Source organism: Paenibacillus sp. IHB B 3415 (genome assembly GCF_000802655.2).
Taxonomy (GTDB): domain Bacteria; phylum Bacillota; class Bacilli; order Paenibacillales; family Paenibacillaceae; genus Paenibacillus_AQ; species Paenibacillus_AQ phytohabitans.
The window spans coordinates 1-24335 of the sequence record NZ_JUEI01000083.1 but is presented as its reverse complement, the minus strand read 5'-3'; the positions used below and the strand labels follow the sequence as shown (position 1 = coordinate 24335).

19 protein-coding genes are annotated in these 24335 nt (G+C 54.9%); 17 read left to right on the top strand and 2 right to left on the bottom strand.

Annotated features, from left to right (window positions below):
• Positions 1 to 513 precede the first annotated feature (513 nt).
• The 6 genes from QW71_RS29430 (at position 514) to QW71_RS29405 (ending at position 9875) form a co-directional block, all read left to right on the top strand.
• On the top strand, positions 514 to 1398 hold the full coding sequence (locus QW71_RS29430) for a sugar ABC transporter permease (RefSeq protein WP_039307795.1): 885 nt from the start codon (positions 514 to 516) through the stop codon (positions 1396 to 1398).
• A 15-nt stretch (positions 1399 to 1413) separates the two neighbouring features.
• Positions 1414 to 2319: a carbohydrate ABC transporter permease gene (locus QW71_RS29425; protein ID WP_039307793.1), complete on the top strand. Its 906-nt coding sequence runs from the start codon at positions 1414 to 1416 to the stop codon at positions 2317 to 2319.
• A 93-nt stretch (positions 2320 to 2412) separates the two neighbouring features.
• Positions 2413 to 4092, top strand: a complete 1680-nt coding sequence (locus QW71_RS29420) for an extracellular solute-binding protein (RefSeq protein WP_039307791.1) — start codon at positions 2413 to 2415, stop codon at positions 4090 to 4092.
• Positions 4093 to 4248: 156 nt separating this feature from the next.
• Complete coding sequence (locus QW71_RS38360) at positions 4249 to 5604, top strand: SGNH/GDSL hydrolase family protein (protein ID WP_052770429.1); 1356 nt, start codon at positions 4249 to 4251, stop codon at positions 5602 to 5604.
• A gap of 67 nt (positions 5605 to 5671) precedes the next feature.
• Complete coding sequence (locus QW71_RS29410; protein WP_052770427.1) at positions 5672 to 7474, top strand: right-handed parallel beta-helix repeat-containing protein; 1803 nt, start codon at positions 5672 to 5674, stop codon at positions 7472 to 7474.
• 61 nt (positions 7475 to 7535) lie between these two features.
• The gene (locus tag QW71_RS29405; protein ID WP_039307789.1) at positions 7536 to 9875 is read left to right on the top strand and encodes a glycoside hydrolase N-terminal domain-containing protein; all 2340 of its coding nucleotides are present in this window, start codon (positions 7536 to 7538) and stop codon (positions 9873 to 9875) included.
• A 502-nt stretch (positions 9876 to 10377) separates the two neighbouring features.
• Here the strand turns inward: QW71_RS29405 and QW71_RS38355 are convergent.
• Positions 10378 to 13092: a glycoside hydrolase N-terminal domain-containing protein gene (locus QW71_RS38355; protein WP_052770425.1), complete on the bottom strand. Its 2715-nt coding sequence runs from the start codon at positions 13090 to 13092 to the stop codon at positions 10378 to 10380.
• A 297-nt stretch (positions 13093 to 13389) separates the two neighbouring features.
• Between QW71_RS38355 and QW71_RS29395 the strand changes: the two genes are divergently transcribed.
• The 10 genes from QW71_RS29395 to QW71_RS29350 all read left to right on the top strand — a co-directional run bounded on the left by QW71_RS29395 (position 13390) and on the right by QW71_RS29350 (position 22778).
• Entirely contained in the window at positions 13390 to 14118 is a 729-nt protein-coding gene (locus QW71_RS29395; RefSeq protein ID WP_039307786.1) for a thioredoxin domain-containing protein, read from the top strand.
• Positions 14119 to 14159: 41 nt separating this feature from the next.
• Complete coding sequence (locus QW71_RS29390; RefSeq protein ID WP_039307783.1) at positions 14160 to 15017, top strand: helix-turn-helix domain-containing protein; 858 nt, start codon at positions 14160 to 14162, stop codon at positions 15015 to 15017.
• A 266-nt stretch (positions 15018 to 15283) separates the two neighbouring features.
• Positions 15284 to 17413, top strand: coding sequence for an alkaline phosphatase family protein (locus QW71_RS29385; RefSeq protein WP_063776480.1), 2130 nt, complete (start codon positions 15284 to 15286; stop codon positions 17411 to 17413).
• 2 nt (positions 17414 to 17415) lie between these two features.
• Positions 17416 to 17760, top strand: a complete 345-nt coding sequence (locus QW71_RS29380; protein ID WP_052770423.1) for a co-chaperone YbbN — start codon at positions 17416 to 17418, stop codon at positions 17758 to 17760.
• Between the two features lie 109 nt (positions 17761 to 17869).
• The gene (locus tag QW71_RS29375; RefSeq protein WP_039307781.1) at positions 17870 to 18778 is read left to right on the top strand and encodes a LysR family transcriptional regulator; all 909 of its coding nucleotides are present in this window, start codon (positions 17870 to 17872) and stop codon (positions 18776 to 18778) included.
• A gap of 22 nt (positions 18779 to 18800) precedes the next feature.
• Complete coding sequence (locus tag QW71_RS29370; protein ID WP_063776479.1) at positions 18801 to 19304, top strand: multidrug efflux SMR transporter; 504 nt, start codon at positions 18801 to 18803, stop codon at positions 19302 to 19304.
• Positions 19304 to 19618: a multidrug efflux SMR transporter gene (locus tag QW71_RS29365; protein ID WP_039307779.1), complete on the top strand. Its 315-nt coding sequence runs from the start codon at positions 19304 to 19306 to the stop codon at positions 19616 to 19618. Before QW71_RS29370 ends, QW71_RS29365 begins: the two co-directional genes overlap by 1 nt.
• 145 nt (positions 19619 to 19763) lie before the next feature.
• Positions 19764 to 20663, top strand: coding sequence for an ABC transporter permease (locus QW71_RS29360; protein ID WP_083442783.1), 900 nt, complete (start codon positions 19764 to 19766; stop codon positions 20661 to 20663).
• 37 nt (positions 20664 to 20700) lie between these two features.
• Complete coding sequence (locus QW71_RS29355; protein ID WP_039307777.1) at positions 20701 to 21843, top strand: aliphatic sulfonate ABC transporter substrate-binding protein; 1143 nt, start codon at positions 20701 to 20703, stop codon at positions 21841 to 21843.
• A 29-nt stretch (positions 21844 to 21872) separates the two neighbouring features.
• Positions 21873 to 22778 carry an ABC transporter ATP-binding protein gene (locus QW71_RS29350; protein WP_235441590.1) on the top strand — a complete coding sequence of 302 codons (906 nt, stop codon included), beginning with the start codon at positions 21873 to 21875 and terminating at the stop codon, positions 22776 to 22778.
• A 119-nt stretch (positions 22779 to 22897) separates the two neighbouring features.
• Here QW71_RS29350 and QW71_RS29345 read toward each other — a convergent pair whose 3' ends face one another.
• Positions 22898 to 23167 carry an NUDIX domain-containing protein gene (locus QW71_RS29345; protein WP_083442782.1) on the bottom strand — a complete coding sequence of 90 codons (270 nt, stop codon included), beginning with the start codon at positions 23165 to 23167 and terminating at the stop codon, positions 22898 to 22900.
• Positions 23168 to 23382: 215 nt separating this feature from the next.
• Here QW71_RS29345 and QW71_RS29340 point away from each other — a divergent pair, with 215 nt between their 5' ends.
• Positions 23383 to 23841 (top strand): GNAT family N-acetyltransferase, encoded by a 459-nt coding sequence (locus QW71_RS29340; protein WP_039307774.1) that lies wholly within the window; start codon positions 23383 to 23385, stop codon positions 23839 to 23841.
• The last annotated feature ends 494 nt before the right edge of the window (positions 23842 to 24335 follow it).

Sequence of the window (24335 nt, the reverse complement as noted above, 5' to 3'; positions counted from 1 at the left end):
CGCCAAAAGTGGGCGGGACGAGGAAATGAGGGGCAGAAGTGCCCCTGATTTGGACAAGGTATAAGCGGAATGCGGGATGTAAGCGTATGCAATGGACCCCGGAATCCGGGTGAACTGTACGCAAAATACGGAAATGTACCTGTTCAAGACCCGGCGCAGCACCTTATGATCGAGTCGTGGAGAAAGCGCTATCACACAGTTTAGCCAGTCAAACCTAAACACCTGCTTCCGCAGCAAGTTCTGCTTGAAGCAATCCAAGTGAAGCAACTTAGCACAACCAAGTACCTGCTTCCGCAGCAAGTTTTACGCAAAATGAACTAACGAAGCCACACGGAAACCAATCACACGCTTCCGCAGCGATTTTTGCACGAGGTACAATCATGGGCACAAACCAACGCAGTAAACGCTGGCACAACTTTAGGGGGGATTAATCTGGAGAAAAATCTGATTTTAAACAACAAGCCGGCGCCCCGGAGGAAAGGCCAGAGCTGGCTCTCGAATGCCGGAAAAAGCATGCTGAAGCACTGGCAGCTCCATCTGCTGGTCATTCCACCTTTGCTGTTTTTTCTGATCTTCAAGTATTATCCGATGGCGAATGCAGTTCTGGCATTCAAGGATTATAACGTCATCAAAGGCATATGGGGCAGTCCATGGGTAGGCTTCAGGAACTTTGAACTTTTTTTCGAGAATCCGATGTTCTGGACGCTGGTGAAGAATACCATTCTGCTGAGCGGCTTCCTGCTGCTGGCGGGGTTCCCGATTCCCATCCTGCTGGCACTGATGATCAACGAAATCCGCGGCGGACGGTTCAAACGGTTTGTCCAGCTGGTCTCCTTCGCTCCTTACTTTATCTCGACGGTGGTTATGGTATCGATTATTATGCTGTTTCTCGCTCCGCGACTCGGCTTCGCCAATATTGCCCTGAATTTCTTCGGGCTGGAGTCGGTGAATTTCCTCGGGGAGCCCGGCATGTTCCGCTCGATTTATGTCTGGTCCGATATTTGGCAGACCGCAGGCTATAGCGCCGTCATCTATCTGGCCGCCCTGGCCGGCATTGACCCTACGCTGTACGAGGCCGCCAAGGTGGACGGAGCTTCACGGTTCCAGAAAATCCGCCACATCGACCTTCCGGGCATCGTCCCGACGATTGTGATTATCCTTATCCTGAATGTGGGCAACGTGATGGCGATCGGTTTCGAAAAGGTCTATCTGCTGCAGAATCCGCTGAATATCGTCAATTCCGAGATCATCGCTACTTATGTGTACCGGATCGGCCTGCTGAATGCCAATTACAGCTTCGCCACCGCAGTCGGTTTATTCAATTCCCTGATTAATCTGGTCCTGCTGCTTACGGTTAACGGCTTGGCCAAACGAATCACGAACAACAGCATCTGGTAGGAAAGGAGTGCTCGTATGGCCGCTTCGGCAGCAGTTTCCCAAAAAATCAAAGAATCCACCGGTGACCGGATTTTCCTCACTGTGGTCTATACGGTGCTCATCCTAGTGGTGATAGCCGTACTGTATCCGCTTATCTTCATTATCAGCAGCTCCATCAGCAGTCCGGCGGCTGTAACCTCAGGGCGGGTATGGCTCTGGCCCGTCGATATTTCCTTCAAGGCGTTTAAGGTGCTGTTCAGTACACATGAGATTGTTTCAGGTTATGCCAATTCAATATTTTATACGGCGGCCGGCACACTGATCAGCGTCACCCTGACGGTTATGATTGCTTATCCGTTGTCGCGCAAAGCGTTTTTTGGACGGAATGTGTTAATGATGGTAATAACGTTCACGATGATCTTCAGCGGCGGGCTGATCCCCACCTATATGGTGGTCCGGCGAATGCACCTGATCGATACCCGCTGGGCGCTCCTGATTCCGAATGCCATCTGGGTGTGGCAGGTGATCATCGCCCGTTCCTTTTTCCAAGCCTCAATTCCCGAGGAACTGCTCGAAGCCAGCGAGATCGACGGCTGCAGTGACATGCGGTTCATCCGCAGCGTAGTGCTTCCGTTATCCAAGCCGATCCTTGCGGTGCTGGTGCTGATGTACGCCGTCGGTCAGTGGAACTCCTATTTCGACGCACTGATCTATCTGAAGACGGCGGATCTGTTCCCGCTTCAGCTGGTGCTGCGCAGTATCATTATCCAGAACAACAGCTCCGGAGCGATGGATGCAATGGCGATGGTAGAACGGCAGCAGATGGCGGAGCTTCTGAAATATGCACTGATTGTTGTAGCTACGCTGCCGGTGCTGGTGATTTATCCTTTTGTGCAGCGTTATTTTGTTCAAGGAATGCTGGTCGGGTCCGTTAAGGGCTGAGTCACGGCAGATACATCTGCAAAGGGGGTGAGTTCATCCGCCGGCAGCAAGAAATATCCACCCTGTTCAACTTAAAAAAGGGAGTGATTGATTTTGAAGAAAAGCCTTATTAGTCTGTTAATGCTGGTAACGGTATTTACAGTTGTGATCAGCGGATGCTCGGGCAAAAATACAGACAGCCCTTCGGGCGCCCAGGCCACCAGCGGGAATGCAAGCGGAAATACACCGGCTGCGGCAGCACCTGTTGAGGTCAGCGTCTTTGCCGTCCAGGAATCAGGCATTGATATTCCGACCAATAAATTCACCACCTTCCTTCAGGACAAATTCAACATCAAGTTCGATTGGCAGATCAACCCGTCCGACGGGGCCAAAGAGAAACGCCAGATCTCGCTGGCCAGCGGCGACTATCCCGATGCGTACCTGCTCACCGCCTACATTGATGAATTCTCGCAGGGCGATGTGCTGAAATACGGCCAGCAGGGCGTTCTTGTGCCGCTGAATGATCTGATTGACAAGTATGCACCGAACATTAAGGCAGCAATGGAAAAAACGCCTGCGCTGAAGACGCTGAACACGGCGCCGGACGGCAATATTTACGGGCTGGGCGCTTACACGGAATGCTTCCACTGCTCTTATCCGAATAAAATGTGGATCAACACCGAATGGCTCAAAAAGCTGAATCTGGAAGCACCGAAAACTACCGAGGAGTTCAAGCAGATGCTGGAAGCCTTCAAGACACAGGACCCGAACGGCAACGGCAAGGCCGATGAAGTGCCACTGAGCGGTTCCACTGAAGATTTCGGTGTACGGATTATTCCTTATCTGATGAACAGCTTCGTCTATGACGATGACCGCAATTACCTCAACCTGACACCGGACGGCAAGGTCGAATCAGCAGCCATCAAGCCGGAATGGAAAGAGGGCCTGACCTATATCAAATCCCTGTTCGATGCCGGGCTGATTGATCCGGGGGCCTTCACCCAGAATGCTGAAGCTTTCAAGAAAATCGGCGAGAACGCCGATGCGGAAATTCTTGGCGCCGGTGCGGGCATGCACCCTGCCATCTTCATCAATATTGACCCGGGCAACACGCGTTCAGCTCATTACAACCCGCTTGCTCCGCTTACCGGTCCTTCCGGAGTCTCATTTGCTACACATGATGCAGGCGGTGTATCGCCGGGAGCCAAGTTTGTCATTACCAACAAAGCGAGTGAAGAAGCACAAATCGCCTTAATCAAAATGGTGGATTATATGTTCACACCGGAAGGCCAGACTAACTCGGCCAGCGGGATGAAGGGCATTGACTGGACCGATCCGGGCGAAGGCGATGTGGCACTCGGCAAGGATTCGAAGCCGGTGATCAAGCAGATTCCGATGGCAGAAGGCGAAGCGCCGCGCAATGCGGGCTGGAGCGGAATGGGCCACTTCTATATGCCGAAGGAGTACCGCGATACTTTTGTCCAGGGAACAGATATCTATGCTTCCAACGGATATGAACGCAGACTCTATGATGCTACGCTGCTGTATGAGGGCCATGAACCGAAGGATCTGTTCCCGCTCTGGTCGATCTGGATTGACCCAAGTGACATCGATGAAGCCAGCATGCTGCAGACGAACCTCAGAAACTACATTGAGCAGAACGAGCTGCAGTTCATTACGGGCAACAAGGATCTGAACAAGGACTGGGATGCTTATGTAAAAGGTCTTAAAGACCTGAAGCTGGACCGCTATCTGGAGATTCTGCAGAAGGCTTATGATGTGTCAGCGAAATAAAGCCGGATAGCGCGGAAACGCGGGCGGCCTAACCGCTGCAAAAACGGATGCCGGCCTCCTTGGCCGGCATTGCTGTTTGTAGGGACGCAAGCTGAACTTAAGGACAAATAAAAAGGCATAAGGACGTATCCATTTATGGCTTCTGGAGGTGAACTCATGGGCTACAAGAACAGCGGCGGCAATCCAGGCATTACGCCGCGCAGGGGATTGCCAGGGATGAGAAGTAAGCTTGCGGGGGATGCACCGCTTACAGCCGCTTTTCTGGGCGGCTCGATTACGGAGGGGGCCGGCGCTTCGGATGCGGATACCACCAGCTGGCGTGCACTGACCGGAGCGTACCTGCAAAGGTTATACGCAGGCCATCCCGTGCGCTGCATTAACGCCGGAGTCGGCGGGACTACCTCCACCTTCGGTGCACACAGGCTGCAGGAGCATGTGCTGCGGCACGGGGAGATAGATCTGCTGTTTGTAGAATTCAGCGTCAATGACGGGGAGGACCGCGGGGAGTCCATCCGCGGCATGGAAGGAATTGTCCGCCAGTGCCGGCGGCTGTCACCGGAGACGGAGCTGATCTTCGTATACACGGCAGCCGACAAGAATCTGACCGGCTACAAGCCTTTTAATATCGCCGTGCATGAGGAGGTGGCCGATCATTACGGCATCCCGTCGATTGACTGTGCGGCAAAGGTGTACACCATGATCCACACTGGTGAGCTGAGTTGGAAGAGGTTCGCTCCGGATGGATACCATCCGCTCGATGCGGGGCATGCGCTTTATGCCGGCTTGGTGCAGGAGTACTTGCAGCAGGCGATTGTGCCATGCGGCGTTCAGCCGGGATGGCTGGAGGAAGCAGGGCCGGAAGCGGGGCCGGTAGTGGCGGTGCCTGGAGAGGAAGCAGGAGTGCAAGAGACGGCGGTGCTGAAAAAGGAAGCGGGGCGGGAAGCAGCCGTACCTGGAGAGGAAGCGGATGCGCAAGAGACGGCGGTGCTGAAAAAGGAAACGGGGCGTAAAGCAGGAGTACCTGGAGAGGAAGCAGAAGCGCAAGAGACGGTGCAGCTGATAAAGGAAGCGGCACTGCCCGCTCCGCTGGATAGCCGGAATTATGAGAACGGTGGATTGCTGGATTACAGCGCGGCTGCCTATTCCGCAGGCTTCCGCAGCCAGGAGCTGGAGCCCGGGGAGCCGCTGATGAATTGGCGGTTCTCTACAGAGCATGCCCATACCGATGACCCGCAGGCGGAATTCAGCTTCACGGTGACGGGACAAGGTGCCGGACTGGTGCTGCTGTACGGGCCGGACTCGGGTATTGTGGAATATTCGCTGAACGGCGGGCCTTACGCTGAAGTCAATCTGTTCGATGACTGGTGCCTGAATGCTTACCGTCCAATCCTGGCACTATTCCCGGTTCAAGAGAAACGCGGCGTATTGCAGGTTACAATTCGCAATACAATGCACAAGGACAGCCGGAGTACCGGGACCGGTCTGCGGGTACTTAAGCTACTGTACAACTGATGCAGCACCGCAGCTGAGCAGTCCGGCAACTCATGAGCCGTCTGCTTCATAACTATTCATCCGGGAGGTGTTTGATATTCATCACGAAGTTCATCCCGCAGACGATGATCAGCCGGTTCACCGGACTGTGCTACGGCTGACTGATTTCGGCGCCGTTCCGGATTCGGACGGGGATGCCCAGCCTGCGATGCGGCGGGCAATAGAAGCCGCAGGCAGGCTGGAAGGACCGGTGCTGCTGGACTGCCCGCAGGGCTGCTATCATTTCTACCCGGACGCCGCGCTCCGGGTTCCTTATTACATTACCAACACGGCCAGCGAGGAAGAGCTTCCCGATGTGACCAAGACCGCCGGGCTACTGCTGAAAGGGCAGCGTCAGCTGACACTGGACGGGAACGGCTCGCTGTTCCTCTTCCACGGAAAGCAGACGATGCTGATTCTGGACGGCTGCACGGACATGGAGATCCGCAACCTGCATCTGGATTATGTCCAGCCTACAGTAGCCGAGATGACCGTGGAGCAATGCGGTGCGGACTTCTGCGAAGTCACCGTGCACCCGGATTCACGGTATGAGCTGATCGGCGGCAGCCTGGATTGGATAGGGGCAGGCTGGCGGTTCTGTGAAGGTCCGATGCAGGTCTATGATCCCGTGCAGAACATAACCTGGCGGACAGATAACTGGCTGGCGGAGGCGCGGCTTGTCGAGGTGATCGGCCCGCACAGTCTGCGTTTCAGTTTCGGTTTCAGGCCGGATGTTGCCCCGGGGACAGTCCTGCAGGTGCGGGACGGCATCCGGGATCAGGCCGGAATCTTCATCACGGAGTGCTCCGGTGTGACGCTTCAGAACACAGGGGTGCATTTCATGCACGGGCTGGGGATCGTGGGCCAGTTCAGCCGGGATCTTGTCTTCCGGCAGCTGGATTTGTCACCGCGCCCTGAAACCGGGCGGACTGTTGCTGGATTCGCCGATTTCATTCATCTGTCCGGCTGCCGGGGACAGCTTCTGATCGAAGACAGCCGCTTTAGCGGGGCGCATGATGATGCAATCAATGTGCACGGCACCTATCTGCGGATTGCCGGGCAGTCTGCCGGAAACACGTTGAAGGTCCGCTTTATGCATCCGCAAACGTATGGGTTCATGGCCTTTCACCCGGGCGATGAGATTGAGTTCGTCCGTGCGGAATCCCTGACAGCTTATGCAGCCAGCCGGGTTGCCGGTGTCCGGCAGTTGAATCCGCGTGAACTGGAGTTAACACTGGAAGGGCGGGTCCCGCCGGGTATCGGCGGAAATGATGTCATTGAGAATGTCACCTGGACTCCTGAGGTGGAGATCAGGGGGAATGTTTTCCGGCGGATTCCGACCAGGGGAATTCTGGTGACTACAAGGCGCAGGACTGTGATTGCGGACAATGTATTCGAGCGGATGCAGATGAGCGCCATTCTGGTTGCTGCCGATGCGGAGTCCTGGTATGAGTCTGGTGCTGTCAGAGATATGACCATTACCGGGAACACCTTCATTGCCTGCGGCAGCAGTGAAGCTCCGGTCATCCACATAGCCCCGGAGAATAAGGAAGCGGACAGCAGGGCGCCTGTGCACCGGAATATCCGCATAGAGCACAATCTCTTTGAGACTTGGGATACCCCCGTTCTCAGTGCCAGAAGCACGGAGGGATTAACGTTCAGGCATAACCGTGTGGTTGTTGCGGCGGCAGATGCGGGAGATCGAAGCAGGGAAATGGGCATTTACAAAGACAAAGATAAAGACAAGGGCATGGAAAAGGATAGGTTCTCAAGCCTTGAGAAGGCTGTCCGGCTTACGGCCTGTAGCGAAGTAGACTTGAGAGAGAATTCTTTTTGCATAGAGGAACAGTGAGTGTAAGTGTGCCTTGAACCTGCTGGAGGCGGGCAGATTATGACAGACAGGAGAATGCGGTATGAATGATTTCAAATTATGGTATTCTGAGCCGGCAGTGAGCTGGGCCCAGGGATTGCCTCTGGGGAACGGCAGATTAGGGGCAGTCGTGATGGCTGCTCCACACCGTGAAGTATGGAGTATGAGCGAGGTCACCTACTGGTCGGGGCAGAGCGACCCGGTACCTTCCTCCGGAGGGGGTAAGGCTGCTCTGGAAGAAATGCGCCAGTATTTCTTCAGCGGGGATTACGAAGGGGGCGACCGTCTGGCTAAGCGGCATCTGCAGCCTAAGAAGCAGAATTTCGGCACGAACCTCGGACTATGCGAGGTGGTGATTGATTTTGCAGAGCAGATGCAGAACCGGGAGCAGGAATCAGGAGATGGCGGACAATTCCGGCGGGAGCTCGATCTGACGAATGGGGTGGCCGGAGCGGTGCATCAGGGTAAGAGTTCAACGCTGCACCGTGAGGTTTTTGCCTCGCATGCGGGTGATCTGGTAGCGTCAAGGATCTGGGGCGGACTGCCGGGTACAGTGTCCTTTTCGCTCAGTCTGGTGAACGGGACGGGGCAGTTTAGAGCGACAGCCGTGGAAGGCGATATGCTGGAATTCAAGAGCCAGGCAACAGAAAATATACACAGCAACGGCACTTGCGGAGTCTATGCCAAAGGATGGGTCAAGGTGGTGATATCCGGCGGTTCGATTCATAGCGGTGACGGCCAATTGACTGTCAGCGGAGCGGATGAAGCCTGGATTTACTTCGCCGTCAGCACGAATTACCGCCGTACAGATGCGGACTGGGAATCAGAAAGCCGCAGCACCATTGATCAGGCGTCAGGCAAGGGCTACGAACTGCTGCGAGAAGAGCATATTACCGATTACCGCAGCCAGTATGACAAGGTGAATATTCACCTGGGGCGCTCAGATAAGGCCGATCTCCCTACCGGTCAGCGTATTCAATCCCTGGCCCGGGGCGGCGGGGATGATCCCCAGCTGTTCGCGCTGTTCCTGCAGTATGGGCGTTACCTGACGATCGCCGGTTCACGGGCGGATTCGCCGCTGCCTATGCATCTGCAGGGGATCTGGAATGACGGGGAAGCCTGCCGGATGGGCTGGAGCTGTGACTATCATCTGGACGTCAACACCCAGATGAATTATTACCCTACGGAGATTACGAATCTGGGGGACAGCCATCTTCCGCTGATGCGCTATGTTGAAGAGCTGGCACAGGCGGGAAAATCAACTGCAGGCCATCTGTACGGCAGCAAGGGCTGGGTTGCGCATGTATTTTCGAACGTCTGGGGATTTACGCTTCCCGGCTGGGAGACTTCATGGGGACTTAATGTTACAGGCGGACTATGGCTTGCCACACATCTGATACAGCATTATGAATATAATCTGGACCGTGAGTTCCTGGCGCGCCAGGCCTATCCGGTGCTCAAAGAAGCTGCAATCTTCTTCCTCGATTACATGTGTATCCACCCCAAGTATGGCTGGCTGGTTACCGGACCGGCGAATTCACCGGAGAACAGCTTCTATCCCGGTCATGCCGAAGAAGGAGCACAGCAGCTGTCCATGGGTCCGACGATGGACCAGATTCTGGTCCGGGAGCTGTTTGAATTCTGCCTGATGGCGGCAGCGCTTCTGGACCAGAATGAAGCGTTTCGGCAGACGCTTCAGGCGGCTGCAGCTAAGCTTCCACCGCTCCAGATCGGCAGGAAGGGGCAGCTGCAGGAGTGGCTGGAGGATTATGAGGAAGCCCAGCCGGAACACCGGCATCTGTCTCATCTGTTCGCGCTGTACCCCGGCAATCAGATTACTCCCGGCCGGACACCGGAACTCAGCAGGGCAGCCAGAGTTACGCTGGAGAACCGGATGCAACAGAACGAGCTGGAGGATGTGGAGTTTACGGCGGCTTTGTTCGGACTCGGGTTTGCCCGGCTGCATGACGGGGAGAATGCCTATAAGCATATTTCTCACCTGATCGGCGGCCTGTGCTTTGATAATCTGTTCACCTACTCCAAATCGGGCATTGCCGGAGCGGAGAGCAATATTTTCGTCATCGACGGGAATTTCGGCGGTACAGCGCTTATTGCGGAGATGCTGCTGCAGAGCCACGCGGGAGAGATTCATCTGCTGCCTGCCCTTCCTGCGGCATGGAGCACTGGAGCGGTATCCGGCCTGCGGGCCAAGGGTAATGCGGAAGTGGATGTTGCCTGGGATAACGGCCAGCTGACTGCAGCCGAGGTCCGTACCTTTTCTCCGGGAACGGTGATGGTGCGATGGGGTGATGTACGAACAGACTTCCAGGCGGAAGCAGGCGGAAGCTACAAATTGGGCAGCCGGCTGGAGCTATTGGCGTAAGAAAAGCGGGGGTGAAATTCGCCCCCGCTTATTTGCTGCTTTTGCACGATAACCATGTGTTCTTGGTGGGAATGAAGCCTTAGGGGACTATGGCGCTATGGAACTGTCGACTGAATCGTACTACATCAGAGCTAGAGTAGTGGGTTCATTCAAACATTTCATACATGCAGCAATTTGAGTATTCAATTCCAACGGGGAATTCCGTGATAGTTGTATAATGTACAACTAAAAAAGGCGAAAAGGGCTGCTCGCCTCTTATAACTGTAGTCTGTACAACTAAATTTGCCGAATCGGTAAAAACCTTCTAAGTACGGCAGTTTAATTGTACGGAATACAACTAAACGGATAATCCGTTCTAAATCAGATAATATAGTTGTACAAAGTGCAACTAAGATTAAGCCTGCCGCATATACCGTAATCCAGTCATTGCAAATCCTCAGCAAGCAAGCTGCCAAAGTGGCTTCACCTAGTTTGTTCTCTGGCGATTGATTTGATTTAGGAGCTATCCCCCCGCTTTAACGATGCGGATAATTTCCCCGGCAGAAGTCTGCATATCCGCGGTTATACCTGTGAAGGTCTGCATCTCCCCGGAGGAACGGGTACATTCGGCCCCTTGCTCCCAAGGAATATAGAAGGATAACGGAGCTCCTGCTTCACTGAACACCTCGATATGCTGCACTTCACCTGCCCGGATGGACGCACTGACGAGGAAGCCGCCTACCGCGCGCAGGCTGCGGAATTCTGCGCTGTCATGCTCCGGCCAGTTGGGGAAAAAGCGCAGCACGCCGTTATAACTCTGGAGCAGGCATTCGTTGATAACGGCGGGCAGTGCGAAATTCTCAAACCAGATACCCATGCGCGCCATGAAGCTGAAGTCGTCCGTATCGGAGTAGCGTCCGCCGCTCATCAGCACTTTATCTGTGCAGGTGCCGTTAGGCAGCAGGCAGTACCGGATCTGCCGCTTGAACCGCTCCAGATCAAGGATACCGAGCCGTGCCCCGGCCAGAGGCTGGAACACCAGCTCATTCCCGCCTTCATTGAGATGATTGCGGTAAGTATTCACCGCCGTCTGATACTCTGCCGGAGGAGAATGCAGACCGTGTTCCTCGCCGGGGAAGACGGTGGTCAGCGGAACCGGGACATTGTAGACAGTGTCCGGGTCTTCGCCTGCCACGGATACAAATACACGGCCCGAAGCGGATTCGGCTGCCGGATACTCCGGGAAGTGATTCAGGATGTCCTGTACTTCTGTTAACAGGGCTCCTTCTGCTTCATCCTCTCCCAGAACGGCACAGGCACTGATGAATGCCCGGAAGATAAATTTGGTCAGCGTCAGATCGATCAGGCAATCGCTGTTGCGGGCAAATCCCGGTGTGATCTCATACAACTCAGGCACCACCGTCGGGAAAATATGATAACACCCGTCCTCCCAGGGCTGACCATAGGCTTCAGGACGTTTCATATAAGCCGTCATGAACAGGACGGCTTCCTTCATGGGCGTGAAGGCGCGGCTGCGCAGGAATTCCTTATCCATGGAATATAGATAATGCCACCATAAACTCTGTACAGTCCATGGGGTCTCGCATATTTCCCAGCCCCAATGCGGAACAGGGTAAGGCATCATGTTCATTGCTACCGGATAGGCAGAATGCGGAAAATAGGCGCCGGGCAGTCCGTAATATTCGCGTGCCCATTTTCGGCTGACCGGCAGTACATGATCCACCATGTCTGCGTAGGGCAGATGCTTCTCCAGATGGTTGCTGGAGAACGTCACCCAGAATGGCTGCTGGGTGTTGTAGTTCATATGATAATCTCCGTGCCATTCCGCTCCGATGGAGCCGTAGCTCCAGTTGGCGAACAGTCCGGGGCAGGTTATTCCCGCTTTGACGGAGCAGTTCAGGAAGTAGAGATTCCGGTACCAGACCCGCTCCAGAAATTCCTCCTCCAAGGCGACAAACGAATGTCCCCAGTATTCCCGCCATGCTTCCCGGGTCTGCGCCAGCGCGTGGTCGTAAGCGGCGCGTGTCAGCGCGTTCATCCTAGCAGATGCGCTAGGTCCAGGTTGAGCACCGATTACAGTTCCTGTGTCAGCTATAGCTCCAGCATCGGCTTCAGACTCGTGTTCGGCTCCGGACCCGTTTCCGTTTCCGGTTTGTGGCACAACCCCAGATTCCGCTCCGACTCCAGGTCTGGACTTATATCCGGCTCCACACCTAACTCCGCCAGTCGCTATCTCCGCTGCCGGTCCCTCCCGCAATTCTGCGCAGGCCAGAAATCCGCCGGATTTCCCTGAGCTATCCAGACGGGAAATGCTGCCGCTGCCAATGAATTCTGCTCCAGGCAGCCGGACCGCCAGCCGGAACGCCTTGTCCCGCTCATGCGGAAGGTAAGGCGAAGCGGGGAACTCCATGTGCGGCAGAATTTGTGTAAAAGCCAGCAAGCCAGCACCAGCATCGTTTTCCCAAGACGCCGGAGGGAATTCCTGCGGTGTCTTGGGATCGGGGATGAGCCTGGCCTCATGGAACAGCGGAACCTGCGAACCGGTCGCCGTATCTGTTACCGACATCCACACCCGGTCCTGCTCCGCCTCCACAAACAGCTCGAATACCGCCGGTTTGCCGTTGATCAGGAAATCAACCGTGCAGCGTCCGTCGCCAATATGCACCGTGTGGCCGAGTACCTCCGCGCGGCGCCGGTCATACCGGAGCAGCAGCGAGCCGCAGGGCATCGGGCGCGGGTAGGGCTTGCTGTAGTTGTCTCCGGCCATTTCGCAGTATTCGCGGTACCACGGGTTGTCCGTAAGCTGGCGGAGATCAGCGGGAAGCGAAGCGAAGCGGTCGTACACTTCCTGGAAGTTCAGAATATCCTCTGCGTGATGCTCGGCAATGCGGATATCCCAGACATTGTTGTGTCCGAAGTGCAGTATAACCGCATCCGGCCGGGTGGTCACCACCACACCAAGCCCGCCGTTGCCCAGCAGCGCCCCTTCGAAGAAGTCCGCCGCCGGACCGCTGAAGGTAATATTATGCCGCCCCGCCTGCTCTTGGGTATGAAGCAGACTGCCTGCCGCTGTACAATCCGCCGCTGCCCCAGCCTCCGCATCAAACTCCTCCTTATCCTCTGCCTCCGCCACCGCTCCAGCCATCCCAAGCTCCACCACCTCTGCCTTCGCCGCTTCCGCACCCTCCGTCACCGATGATACCTTAGTTTTTTTCATCTTAGTTATGCCTCCTCCAAGCTGTATTGACCTGTTTTTCTAAATGCACTAAACCGTCTGTAGGGTTTACCTGTATAAATCGTAGGCGAATCCCGCAGGAAAGTATTTAGCAGAGGGTCCGGTTGTTGCACGATCGGCGGGTGAATTGACGCTGGACTGTCACGCCCGGTCTGAACGGGGGAAAGGTACCCCGCTGCCGCAAGTGTACCTTTACGTTGAAACATCCCCCGGCTTATATTCAGCATAGAAAGCGCTATCAATAAGCGGTGTTAATTTTATCTAGGGGGATAAATAGGGATGGCTAAATCAAAGGTAAAACAAACAAAGAAAAGTTACGGATTCGCAGTTCCGGTCATTATATTCATTATGCTGGTGCTGGCTGTATCCGTAGCGTTCCTTACCCGGACCAAGGCGGCGGGCGGGCTAGACGGACTGCCCAATTATACGGAAATCCGCGGAGACTTCGATGCGAATGGCTTGAAATATGAGAAGCAGCCGCATCTGGGCAGCAGCACAGCCAAAGCCAAGGTGATTGAATTCGCCGATTTCAAGTGTCCGGCCTGCAAGAAGTGGAAGGAGACCTATTTTGAACAGTTCAAACAGGAATTCATAGATACCGGCAAGGCAGAACTGTTCTTCATTAACTTCGCCTTCATCGACCGGGATTCGATTATGGCGGCCAGCGCGGGTGAAGCGGTATTTGCTCAGGACAACGATAAATTCTGGGAATTCATGAGCAAGCTGTACGACCATCAGGGGGATGAGACGAAGATTTGGGCTACCCCGCAGTTCATGCTTGATTTCGTGAAGGACAACATCAGCGGCATTGATTATGACCGCTTCGCGAAGGATTTGCAGGCGCGTACTTACATGCTTCCGGTCAAGGAGGATTTAAAAACCGCAGGAAATTACGGGGTGAACGGGACACCGAAGTTTATGGTGAACGGCCAATTGCTGCCGGGTTCATCTTACGAAGAGCTGGCAGCTGCCATTGAAGCCGCGCAGGCTTCAAACGTTACAGAGTAATCGCACCAATGAAAGGAAGGAAGGGAGAGGAGGAGGAGCATATGAACTTTTCCGCTATGCATCCTTACGTCTATCTGGCTACCCGCTATCCCTTTGCCAAAGGGCAATCCAGCTCCCCGAGAATCTGCTATATGAGCTCGGTTTACCTGATCAGCGAAGGCTACGGGATGCTGTTAACCGGCGGACAGTCCCAACGGGTCAGTCCGGCAATGCTGATCCATCTCCCGCCCGGGCAGCTTCATGAATGGCGTGCAGACGCTGCCGAACCCATGGTTCATCTGTGCTGCTATTTCGATTGGCATCATGTGGACCGGGAGGGTGTCTTCGACTGGGCCTGCCCGATCTGCTATAAGCCGGAGCAACTGAAGGAGGAGCTGCTGGGACCTCTTTTCCCGTATCCGCTTCCGCTGTCCATGGATGTGGGGCTGCTGCGCGGGTGGACAGAGCGGTTTCAGAAGTTCTATAAGGCAGGAGAGTTCGACGACGAGCAGACCTTCATCCGCAATCTGAATATTCAGCGTCATTTCCAGGAGTTTATTGATGATCTGCTCCATCTGCTGCTGAGCGGCCAGCCCATACCGGACCGGAGGATCAGCAGTCTGCTGGAGCAGATGGAGCAGGATCTGCTGCATGATGTACCGAAGCCGCTGGAGGCATATTACAGCAGTCTTCAACTGAGCCGGGGGCATTTCTTCGAGCTGTTCCGCAAATCTACCGGGGTCTCACCTGTGGAGTATATGAACCGCTTCCGGGTCAACCGGGCCAAAGAAGACCTGCTGCATAGCCGGCTGAGTATTACCGAAATAGCCGAGAAATACCACTTCAGCTCACTCCACTACTTCTCCCGCCTCTTCCACCGCCAGACCGGCCAGACTCCGCGGGAGTTCCGCACGCGCTGAGCTAAGCTTCCGGACTGAAGCGGAATAGCGAGTCCAGAGGATATCCTGCACCTGTAATGGGGCGGGATATTTCGCTTTGAAACGATCCCGCCCTTTAAAAGGACTGCAAAGCCGTTTCCACTGGTCCTGCGGGGATAAGCGCCGCTTATACCCGTATAAGCAACGTCTATTTAACAAGCGCACGGGCTGCCGTCTATAATGACCACAGAGATTAATTCCTAGTTATCTCATAGGAATATCTAAAAATCCCTGGACGGAGTGAGGTTATGGCAAACGGCAAAGACGGTGCTCACGGCAGCAGCAACAACAGCAACAACAATAATAGCAGCAGCAATAACAGCAAAGCGAAGAAGGTAATGCTGCTGGGTCTGGACGGTGCAGATCCGGCAGTCATCCGCAAATATGTGGCAGAAGGCAAGCTTCCGGGCTTCAAAAGAGCGCTCGATGCCGGTGTAACCACCAGCGATCTGGGTATGCAGAGCGTGCTTCCGGCGATAACGCCGCCGAACTGGGCATCTATTGCTACGGGCGCGTATCCGGCGACCCATGGCATTACCTGCTTCTGGAACCATACGCTCGGCAATGAGCTGGATGTGCTGGATTATGGTTTTGACTCGGGGCTGCTGAAGGCGGAGACGATCTGGCAGGCTTATGCACGGGCGGGCAAAAAGAGTATTATTTTCAACTATCCAACGTCCTGGCCGCCGCAGGTGGAGGATGCAATCTATGTGGACGGAACAAGCATCTACACCAATCTGCGCGGTTACATTGACTATGAGAAAGTATATGAAGGCCGCGCGGAATATACCGAGCTAATTGAAATCCCCCATGTCGTGGATAATACCGGGGCCAACTGCCGGTTTGAAGGAGAAGAAACGTCGCAGAAGGCCGAGATCAGCAAGGATACTTACGAAGGCTATGGCTATACCCAGCCGGGGCTGGTCACGACGACCCAGGATGGAGAGTTGTCTGCAGATGTGCCGACTGCGGATCAGATCTATACGCCGCTGAGACCGGCTGAAGGCTGGACATCTGCTCCGGCAGGAGCGCGTGAGTTCGCGGTTCCGGTAAATAACGGCCAGGCCAGACGGTACGGTCTGCTGGTTGCCGACGAGCAAGGGCAGTACAGCAGAATTCAGATTTATGCCTCCAAAACGGCAGCAGAACCTCTCGGTGAAGCCGGACCCGGAGAATGGAGCGGCTGGATCTATGACACCTACAGCATTGAGGGCGCGGACATTCCAGTCGCCTACAAAATCCGTGTGCTGGAGCTGGACCCCGCCGGTAACAGCTTTAAGTTCTACGCCTCATACGTGCTCGATTTGAAGACGGGCAAATACTTTTATCCGCAAAATATCGGAGAGGAGCTATACAGCAAAGTCGGTCCGATGCTACAGCCCTCCAATTACAGCCGTCTGAATCCGCAGGCGGATCAGGTGCTGCTGGAGTCGATTGAGGAAATGTACAGCTGGCATGTGGATGCGATCAATCATCTGCTGGATAACAACGAGTGGGATTTGTTCTACACGCACATGCATGGTATTGATATGTTCAATCATTTCTATCTGGACCATACGCTGCCCGCTGCGTCTGCGGAGTATGAACGTTATCAGGAGATTATCTATAAAATCTATGAGATCAGCGACCGCTTCATCAGCGCTCTCTTGGACCGGCTGGATGGCGGGACGGCGGCCTTTATTGTCTCCGACCATGCGGGAGTGGCGAAGAACCCCGAGACTGATCATCCGCTGATCGGCGACATGTGGGGGATCAACGTCGGTATTCTCGGTGATCTGGGGTACACTCAGCTTAAGGAAAGCGGAGGCAGCTATGAGATCGACTGGAGCCGCACGACGGCCGTTGCCCAGCGCGCCACATTCATCTATCTGAATGTAAAAGGCCGTGATCCGCAGGGGATTGTAGATCCGGCGGACTATGACAAGACTGTAGCGAAGATCATCGATGATTTGTACAGCTACCGTGATCCCAAAACAGGCAGAAGAGTCATCAGCTTCGCGCTGAACCGTAATGACATGGAAGTCGTGGGTCTTGGCGGAGAGAACTCCGGCGATATTTTCTACATCCTTGAGCCTGACTTCACCCGCTGCCACGGGAACGGCCTCAGCAACCACACTCTGCTGGGGTACTCCATGAGAGCTTTGTTTATTGCCCTGGGAGCCGGGGTGAAGAGCGGGGAAGTCATCGACCGCAAAGTCAAAGTCGTTGATATCGTGCCGACCATCTGCCATCTTACCGGGTCCCCGGTGCCGGAGAATGCTGAGGGCGGGATCATCTATCAGATTCTGGCCGGTTCTGCGGAGGAGGAAATTCCGGCGGCAGGACAACCCGCAGAGGCGGGAGAGCCAGTGACAGCAGGTACGGGGGGCGGAGCGTAAGCATGCGCCCGGAAATTCCGCGCAGGCCGGTCTCCCATATTACGGACAGTGAATTCGAAGCGCTCGCTTTCGGCAGTGAAGGTCCTGTACTTGTCTTCTTCGGCTCCCGGCGCTGCAAAATCTGCAGGCAGCTGTTCCCGGTAGCCGAGGCCATAGCCCATGATTTCCAGGGCCGGATGAATGTGTATGGCGTAGATGCCGGCAAATACCGGCTGCTGTTTCAGAGTCTGCGCCTGCGGGGCATCCCGCAGCTGGTGCTGTTCCTGAACGGCGAGGTCAAGCTGCGGCTTGGCGGGCTTCACCCGCATCCGGTACTGGTGGAGCAGTTAAAGCAATGGGTGCCTTGAACAATGGCGTAGCAGGACGCAGCAGGAGATGAAGCAGACTTTTTTCCTAGTAGTCACATTGGTTTTATAGTTATATAATGAGGCTATTAAGAATCAAGAGGGAGAAGCCATGCGTCTGGAACAGCTCTATCATATAGTGGCGATAGCCCAAACGGGCTCCATATCGACGGCTGCCGAGCGCTCCTACATTTCCCAGCCTGCGCTGAGCTCATCGGTATCCAAGCTTGAGGTTGAACTCGGCATTCTGCTGTTTAAGCGGACCAACCAGGGCGTTCAGCCGACCGATATCGGCCAGACTGTGATTCAGAAGGCGATGGAAGCTATCGACCTGCTGGAGGACATCAAGGCACTGGCTGAGGAGAATACGCAGGCCATGACCGGGAGTATCCATCTTGCGGTGGAGCCGTTCATCAGCAACACGATCATGGTCAATGCGCTAACTACGTTCAAATATAGGCATCCTGGTGTCAATGTGCTGATGAAGGTCGGGGAATCGAACAATAATCTGCGCGACATTGCGGCCGGCAAGGCAGACTTCGGTGTCGTTATGAAGACCTGCGGACAACAAGAGGAGAAGGATCTCTGCATCAAAGAGCTGTTCCGCGACCGTCTGGTCCTGCTTGTCAGCAAGGATTCAGAATTGGCAGGCCGGGGGTCAGTTCCCCTGCAGGAAGCGCTGGCCCAGCCGCTGGTGCTGTATAATACAGAGTTCGCCACCGACTGCTGGGTGTCCGAATTGCTGCAGAAGCACGGAGACTACAACGTAGCCTACCGGCTGGACAGCTTTCCGATGCTGGAGAATGTGATCGGCCAGAACCTGTGCGCTGCTTTTGCCCCGAAATTCATGAGTGATTATTTCCTGAACAAGGGCAGCATTGTGCCGCTCGATATTGCCGATACGGAGCTGGATGTGTCGATTGTCCTGGCCTGGACGAAGCGGCACCATCTCTCCTTAATGGAGAAAGAAATGATGGAAACGATCAAATCCTTCAGCTCCATGCTCCAGTTCATCGGCTAGACGGATAAGGAGAAGCACAGATATGAATGCACTGAAACAGACTTCTGCATTGCAGGACCGCAGCATGTCGGCCTGGTTCTATGTTGTTGCCGGAGGACTGGTGGATATCTTCTGGGCCACCGGGCTGAAATACAGTCAAGGCTTCCGCTTGTTCTGGCCGAGCCTGCTTGTCCTGTGCTGCATTGGAATAAGCTATACCTTATATGTAAAAGCCATGATGCGGCTGCCTGTTGGAACCGCATATACCGTATTTACCGGCTTCGGGGCGGCAGGCACTGCCGCTGCCGGAATGCTGCTGCTGAACGAGCCCGCCGGGTTCTGGCGGATCTTCTTCATTCTGCTGCTGCTCTGTGGCATGATCGGCCTGAAGCTGACGGCTGGGGATGAGAGTGAGCCGCAGGAAGGCGGCGGTGAAGCAGATGCAGCGCTTCGGGGCGGTGAGCCTGGCCGGGCACTGAAGAAAGGGCACTTCCTGCCATTGTCAACGACGTCCCCGGCAGACCGTGAACAAGGAGGCCTGCGCTAGTGGGCTGGCTGCTGCTGATCATTGCCGGATTCTCGGAGGTCGCCAGTGTTCCTCTATTAAAATATTCCCGGGGATTCCGTCGGCTCTGGCCCTCTGTTGCCGCAGTTGCCGCCCTTGCACTTAGCTTCTATTGCCTGTCGCGCTCGGTAATGACGATACCTGTCGGGACGGCCTATGCCGTGTGGACGGGCATCGGCTCCTGCGGAGCGGTCGTGCTGGGGGCCATGGTGTATAGAGAATCGCTTAGACCGTCCAAACTGATATGCCTGGCCATCATTATTATCGGCATGATCGGCTTAAGACTGACATCGTAACGGGTTCAGAATAATAAATTCATAAATTCAGGTACAAGCCTACCGGACAGCCGGAGGCCTGATTAGCCGGAGCAAGGGCGGAAACTGCCCTGCTTGCCGGAGTCAGGCCTTTTTGTATGCCGGCAAGAGAGAGGAGACCCGCAACATGCAGAGCAATACACCGAAGGCAGCGCGTCCTGAGGAAGGGCAGAGTATCAGCGTTAGCGAACCAAAGGGCAACGGCCGGAATCCGGTTGAATCAACGGCATCCGCGTTACCGCCTGCAGCAGCAGGCTGGTCCAAAGAATGGCTGTACCGGGGAATTTCGGTGGCTTCCCTGCTGGCCGCACTGCTGCTGTGGTGGCTGGTCAGTGCCAGAGAGTGGGTGAATCCGCTGTTCCTGCCGGAGCCGCAGACCGTATGGGCAGCCTTCACCGATGTTCTGCATGAAGGGTACAAAGGCCAAACGCTGCTGAACCATATCGGCACCAGCATGCGCAGGCTGTTTCTCGCGCTGGCCGCAGCCTTTGTTACGGCTGTGCCGCTGGGGATTCTATGCGGCCGTTACCGGGTGCTGCGTGCGGTTATTGATCCTTTTATCGAATTCTACCGGCCGCTGCCGCCGCTTGCCTACTACACTTTGCTCATTCTCTGGTTTGGCATTACGGATGTGTCGAAGGTGCTGCTGCTGTTTCTCGGGGCTTTCGCTCCGCTCTTCATTACGGCCGTGTTCAGTGTGCAGCGGCTGAGTCCGGACCGGATCAACGGGGCCAGATCGCTGGGCGCACGGGGCTGGAAGCTGTATGCCTTCGTGATCTTTCCCTCGGTGCTGCCTGAGCTGTTAACCGGATTGCGGACCGCAGTCGGGGTAAGCTATTCCACGCTGGTTGCTGCGGAGATGGTGGCTGCCGTATCTGGAGTCGGCTGGCTGGTGCTGGATGCGAGCAAGTTCCTGCGCAGCGATATTATGTATCTGGGCATTATCATCATGGCACTGATCGCCATCGTGATTGATCTGATTATCCGCAGCTTAATCCGGCGTGTATCGCCTTGGACGGAGCAATGAATAACTATGGTTTTCATAAAAGGAGAGTAGAAAATATATGAAACAGCTTCATTCAAAGTTTCGCTTAGGGACCCTTCTGGCAATATTCGCTTTGCTGGTGGTGGTATCCGGCTGCGGCAATTCTGCCAGCAATAGCGGGAACAGCGGCAATACAGCGAAAGCGGCGGCTGCCACAGAGAACGCCAACGCTACGGAGGCAGCTGCGGCGGTGGCTGAGGAAGCTACGCCCGCACCTGCCGCGGCGGAAGAGCTGCCGAAGGAAATCCGCATCGGCTATCAGGTCTCACCAAACGGCGAGCTGCTGGCCAAGTCCCTCGGCCTGCTGGAGAAGAAATATCCCGATATCAAAATATCCTGGCTCAAGTTCGATTCCGGCCGCGACGTGAACGTGGCGATTGCCAGCGGCGGAATCGACTTCGGCCTGCTGGGTACCCCTCCGGGAGCGTCCGGTGTGGCCCAAGGTCTGCCGGATCAAATCTATTATATTCATGATGTCATCGGCGAGAGTGAGGCACTGGTAGTCAAGAGTGCTGCCGGAATCAGCTCCCTCGCCGAGCTCAAAGGCCACAAGATCGCTACCACCTTCGGCTCCACCTCGCATTTCAGCCTGCTGTCGGCACTGAAGCAGGAGAACATTGATCCTGCATCCATTACCATACTTGATATGCAGGCTCCCGACATCGTTGCCGCCTGGCAGAGAGGCGATATCGACGGCGCTTATACCTGGCAGCCGAGCCAGTCGAAGCTGGTGGAGGATGGCGGCAAGGTCATAATTACCTCAGCCGATGTGGCGGCCAAAGGCGGCATTACCGGAGAGTTCGGCGTGGTGCACAAGGATTTCATCGGGAAGTATCCGAATGCCGTTAAGGGCTATATCGCTGTGCTGGATGAAGCGGTGAAATATTACCGGGATCACCCGCAGGAGTCTGCGGAAGCGATGTCTGCTGAGCTTGGACTTAGCGCCGAAGCCACGCTTAAGGCGATGAATGAAATTATCGTGCTGGATGCCTCGCAGCAATCAGCCCCTGAATATATGGGCACGCCGGATCAGCCGGGCGCATTCGGACAGCTGCTGAAGGACACGGGTGATTTCCTTGTAGAGCAGAAGTCGATCACCGATTCACCGGACCTCTCGGTCTACCAGCAGGCTTTGCGGAGCGATTTGTATACCGGTAATTAGACCAGCAATGACAAGGAGGCGGTGGCGCGATGATCTTGGAAGAAAAACTGGACGGTCCCGGTGGTACAGGTGTACTGAGTGCCGGGAATTACGGGGAGAGCGGACGCAGGGGGGCGGCTTCCGGTATGGCCGGAGCTGCTGCGGTACCGGTAACCTCCAACGGCAGCGGACAGGGTATCCTGCTGGAGAGCATCGGCCTCACCTATGGCAGAGGGACCACAGCAAGGCAGGTGCTGCAGGATGTTAACCTGCAGCTGACACCGGGTGAATTCGTTGTAGTCCTTGGACCTTCGGGCTGCGGTAAAACCTCCTTGCTGAACATTATCGCCGGGTACCTGAAGCCGTCGCAGGGCAGCATCGCCATTAACGGCAAACGCCATACCCGGCCGGATTCCGAGGTCGGCGTGGTGTTCCAGCAGGCGAACCTTTTTCCCTGGCTGACGCTAGCCCGTAACATTGAGTTCGGGCTGCGGATGAAGAACCAGCCCAAGGCTGAGCGCAGGGAGCGTGTCGCTTATTTACTGGAGCTGATGGGCCTTACGGCCTCGGCCGGGCTGTATCCGCATCAGCTCTCCGGAGGCATGAAGCAGCGGGCGGCTATCGCCCGCACCCTGGCTGCAGAGCCGGAGATCGTCCTGCTCGACGAGCCGTTCAGCGCGCTGGACGCCCTGACCCGCGAGAATATGCAGATCCACCTGCGGGAGATCTGGCGCAAGACCGGGAAGTGCATGTTCTTCATCACCCATGATGTGGATGAGGCACTGCTGCTGTCCAGCCGCCTGATTGTCATGCATCCCGGACCGGGCAGAATTGTCGAGGACTTCGCCAATCCGCTCACTGAAGGCAGCGTCAGCCGCTCCTTCGCTGACATCCGCAGCGGCGGGGATTACAGCAGTCTGCGCGAGTATCTGGTGTCGCGGATGGATGCACCGTAGGAACAGCAGGCGCCATGGACACAACAAAGTCCATGGCCATGGACACAACAAAGTCCATGGCGCCTGCTGTTATTTTATAGAACATGATCAGGTTCTTAGAAGTCCTATGGCCTTTTCTTTCAGATCATGACAAACACAACTTCATTTCCATCAGGATAGGTGTACATCATTCTTGCTCCTGTATAAATGGAGAGTAGATTATAGTGATTGACCTCAAGTCCGGTTTCTTCTTTAACTTCTCTAATCATGGTCTCTTCAATCGTTTCACCGGCCTCCATTCCCCCGCCGGGCAATCCCCAATCCCCGTAATCAGACCGTTGTTGTAACAATATCCGGCCGTGTTTATCTTTAATAATGGCTCCGCCTGTAACAATAATACTTCTGGTCATGATCTCAGTCCTTTTATTCGTAGTAGGCTGCTTCTTGCATGAATCTCACATACAGTATCGTTTAGCGGCCTTCTTTTTCACAGGGGAAAAGTCACAGTTGATTACGGCAGGAATCATTTATGATAGGGGCAAGAGATTAATCATCACGCTATTTTCAGCATCATCAGAGCCTTAAGCCATTCCAAATAAAATGGAAACGGAGATGAAACGGGACTATGCTGACGATAGCCAAAGCCGGGACAGAGCATCTGGAAGAAATGTGCCTGCTGCTGCAGGAGCTGTTTGGAATGGAGCAGGATTTCGCCAGTGCGGCGGCTAACCTGGATAAGCAGAGGGTGGGACTGCGGCTGATTCTGGCGCATCCGGAACGCGGTCAATTACTGCTGCTCAAACGGGGAGATAAGGTGGCTGGTATGGTGAATCTGGTGTTTGCGTTCAGCACGTTCGAAGGCGGGCCGGTAATCATGCTGGAGGATTTCATTGTAGCAGCTGAAGAGCGGAGGCAGGGCAGCGGCCGCTTTTTCATGGACGGTATAGTTGCTTACGCCAAAGAGCGCGGATTTCTGCGGATCAGCCTGCTGGCCGATGCGGAGAACGCGCGGGCGCTGCATTTTTATGAAGCGGCGGGCTATGAGTACTCTAATATGAGATGTCTGCGGCTGGCGGTGAAGTGATGGAGAGCAGGGAGCCTACCCGGTCATTCTTTTGAATGAGCGTTGCTGGCACCAAGACAATGAGCGTGCGAGGAAGTATATGTAATGAAGCGGATGTTAAAAAGCATATTTCGCGGTCTGGGAGCAGCGGGATGGCCTGCTGGATTCCTTGTTATTCTTATGTGCTTTTTGGCGTAACCCCTGCGCAGGCTGCGGCCCCGCTAAGTGCTTCAATTATAAGGTTGTTCCGGCAGGCAAGCCTACATGATGATGTGAATTATGAAATGTAAAGTATTCCTGCCGGGACAACCTTTGCTATTAAGAGTAACCTTTCAATTCATATGCACAGTGAGAGCAGCCAGAAGCTGCGTCTAGGCTAATCTGCATATTCATAATACTCAGCTAATCCGTTCATAGACAGAACTATGATAAATTACAGCCGGAAGCTGTAATAAGTGGATTTATGCAGACTGTTGAAAAAGTCGATTTTCAAGCTGCTACATTCCCGGAAATTC

Coding starts and splice junctions, on each gene's coding strand:
- QW71_RS29430 (WP_039307795.1), top strand. CDS start 514: ATGCTGAAGCACTGGCAGCTCCATCTGCTGGTCATTCCACCTTTGCTG.
- QW71_RS29425 (WP_039307793.1), top strand. CDS start 1,414: ATGGCCGCTTCGGCAGCAGTTTCCCAAAAAATCAAAGAATCCACCGGT.
- QW71_RS38360 (WP_052770429.1), top strand. CDS start 4,249: ATGGGCTACAAGAACAGCGGCGGCAATCCAGGCATTACGCCGCGCAGG.
- QW71_RS29405 (WP_039307789.1), top strand. CDS start 7,536: ATGAATGATTTCAAATTATGGTATTCTGAGCCGGCAGTGAGCTGGGCC.
- QW71_RS38355 (WP_052770425.1), bottom strand. CDS start 13,092: ATGAAAAAAACTAAGGTATCATCGGTGACGGAGGGTGCGGAAGCGGCG.
- QW71_RS29395 (WP_039307786.1), top strand. CDS start 13,390: ATGGCTAAATCAAAGGTAAAACAAACAAAGAAAAGTTACGGATTCGCA.
- QW71_RS29390 (WP_039307783.1), top strand. CDS start 14,160: ATGAACTTTTCCGCTATGCATCCTTACGTCTATCTGGCTACCCGCTAT.
- QW71_RS29385 (WP_063776480.1), top strand. CDS start 15,284: ATGGCAAACGGCAAAGACGGTGCTCACGGCAGCAGCAACAACAGCAAC.
- QW71_RS29380 (WP_052770423.1), top strand. CDS start 17,416: ATGCGCCCGGAAATTCCGCGCAGGCCGGTCTCCCATATTACGGACAGT.
- QW71_RS29375 (WP_039307781.1), top strand. CDS start 17,870: ATGCGTCTGGAACAGCTCTATCATATAGTGGCGATAGCCCAAACGGGC.
- QW71_RS29370 (WP_063776479.1), top strand. CDS start 18,801: ATGAATGCACTGAAACAGACTTCTGCATTGCAGGACCGCAGCATGTCG.
- QW71_RS29360 (WP_083442783.1), top strand. CDS start 19,764: ATGCAGAGCAATACACCGAAGGCAGCGCGTCCTGAGGAAGGGCAGAGT.
- QW71_RS29355 (WP_039307777.1), top strand. CDS start 20,701: ATGAAACAGCTTCATTCAAAGTTTCGCTTAGGGACCCTTCTGGCAATA.
- QW71_RS29350 (WP_235441590.1), top strand. CDS start 21,873: ATGATCTTGGAAGAAAAACTGGACGGTCCCGGTGGTACAGGTGTACTG.
- QW71_RS29345 (WP_083442782.1), bottom strand. CDS start 23,167: ATGACCAGAAGTATTATTGTTACAGGCGGAGCCATTATTAAAGATAAA.
- QW71_RS29340 (WP_039307774.1), top strand. CDS start 23,383: ATGCTGACGATAGCCAAAGCCGGGACAGAGCATCTGGAAGAAATGTGC.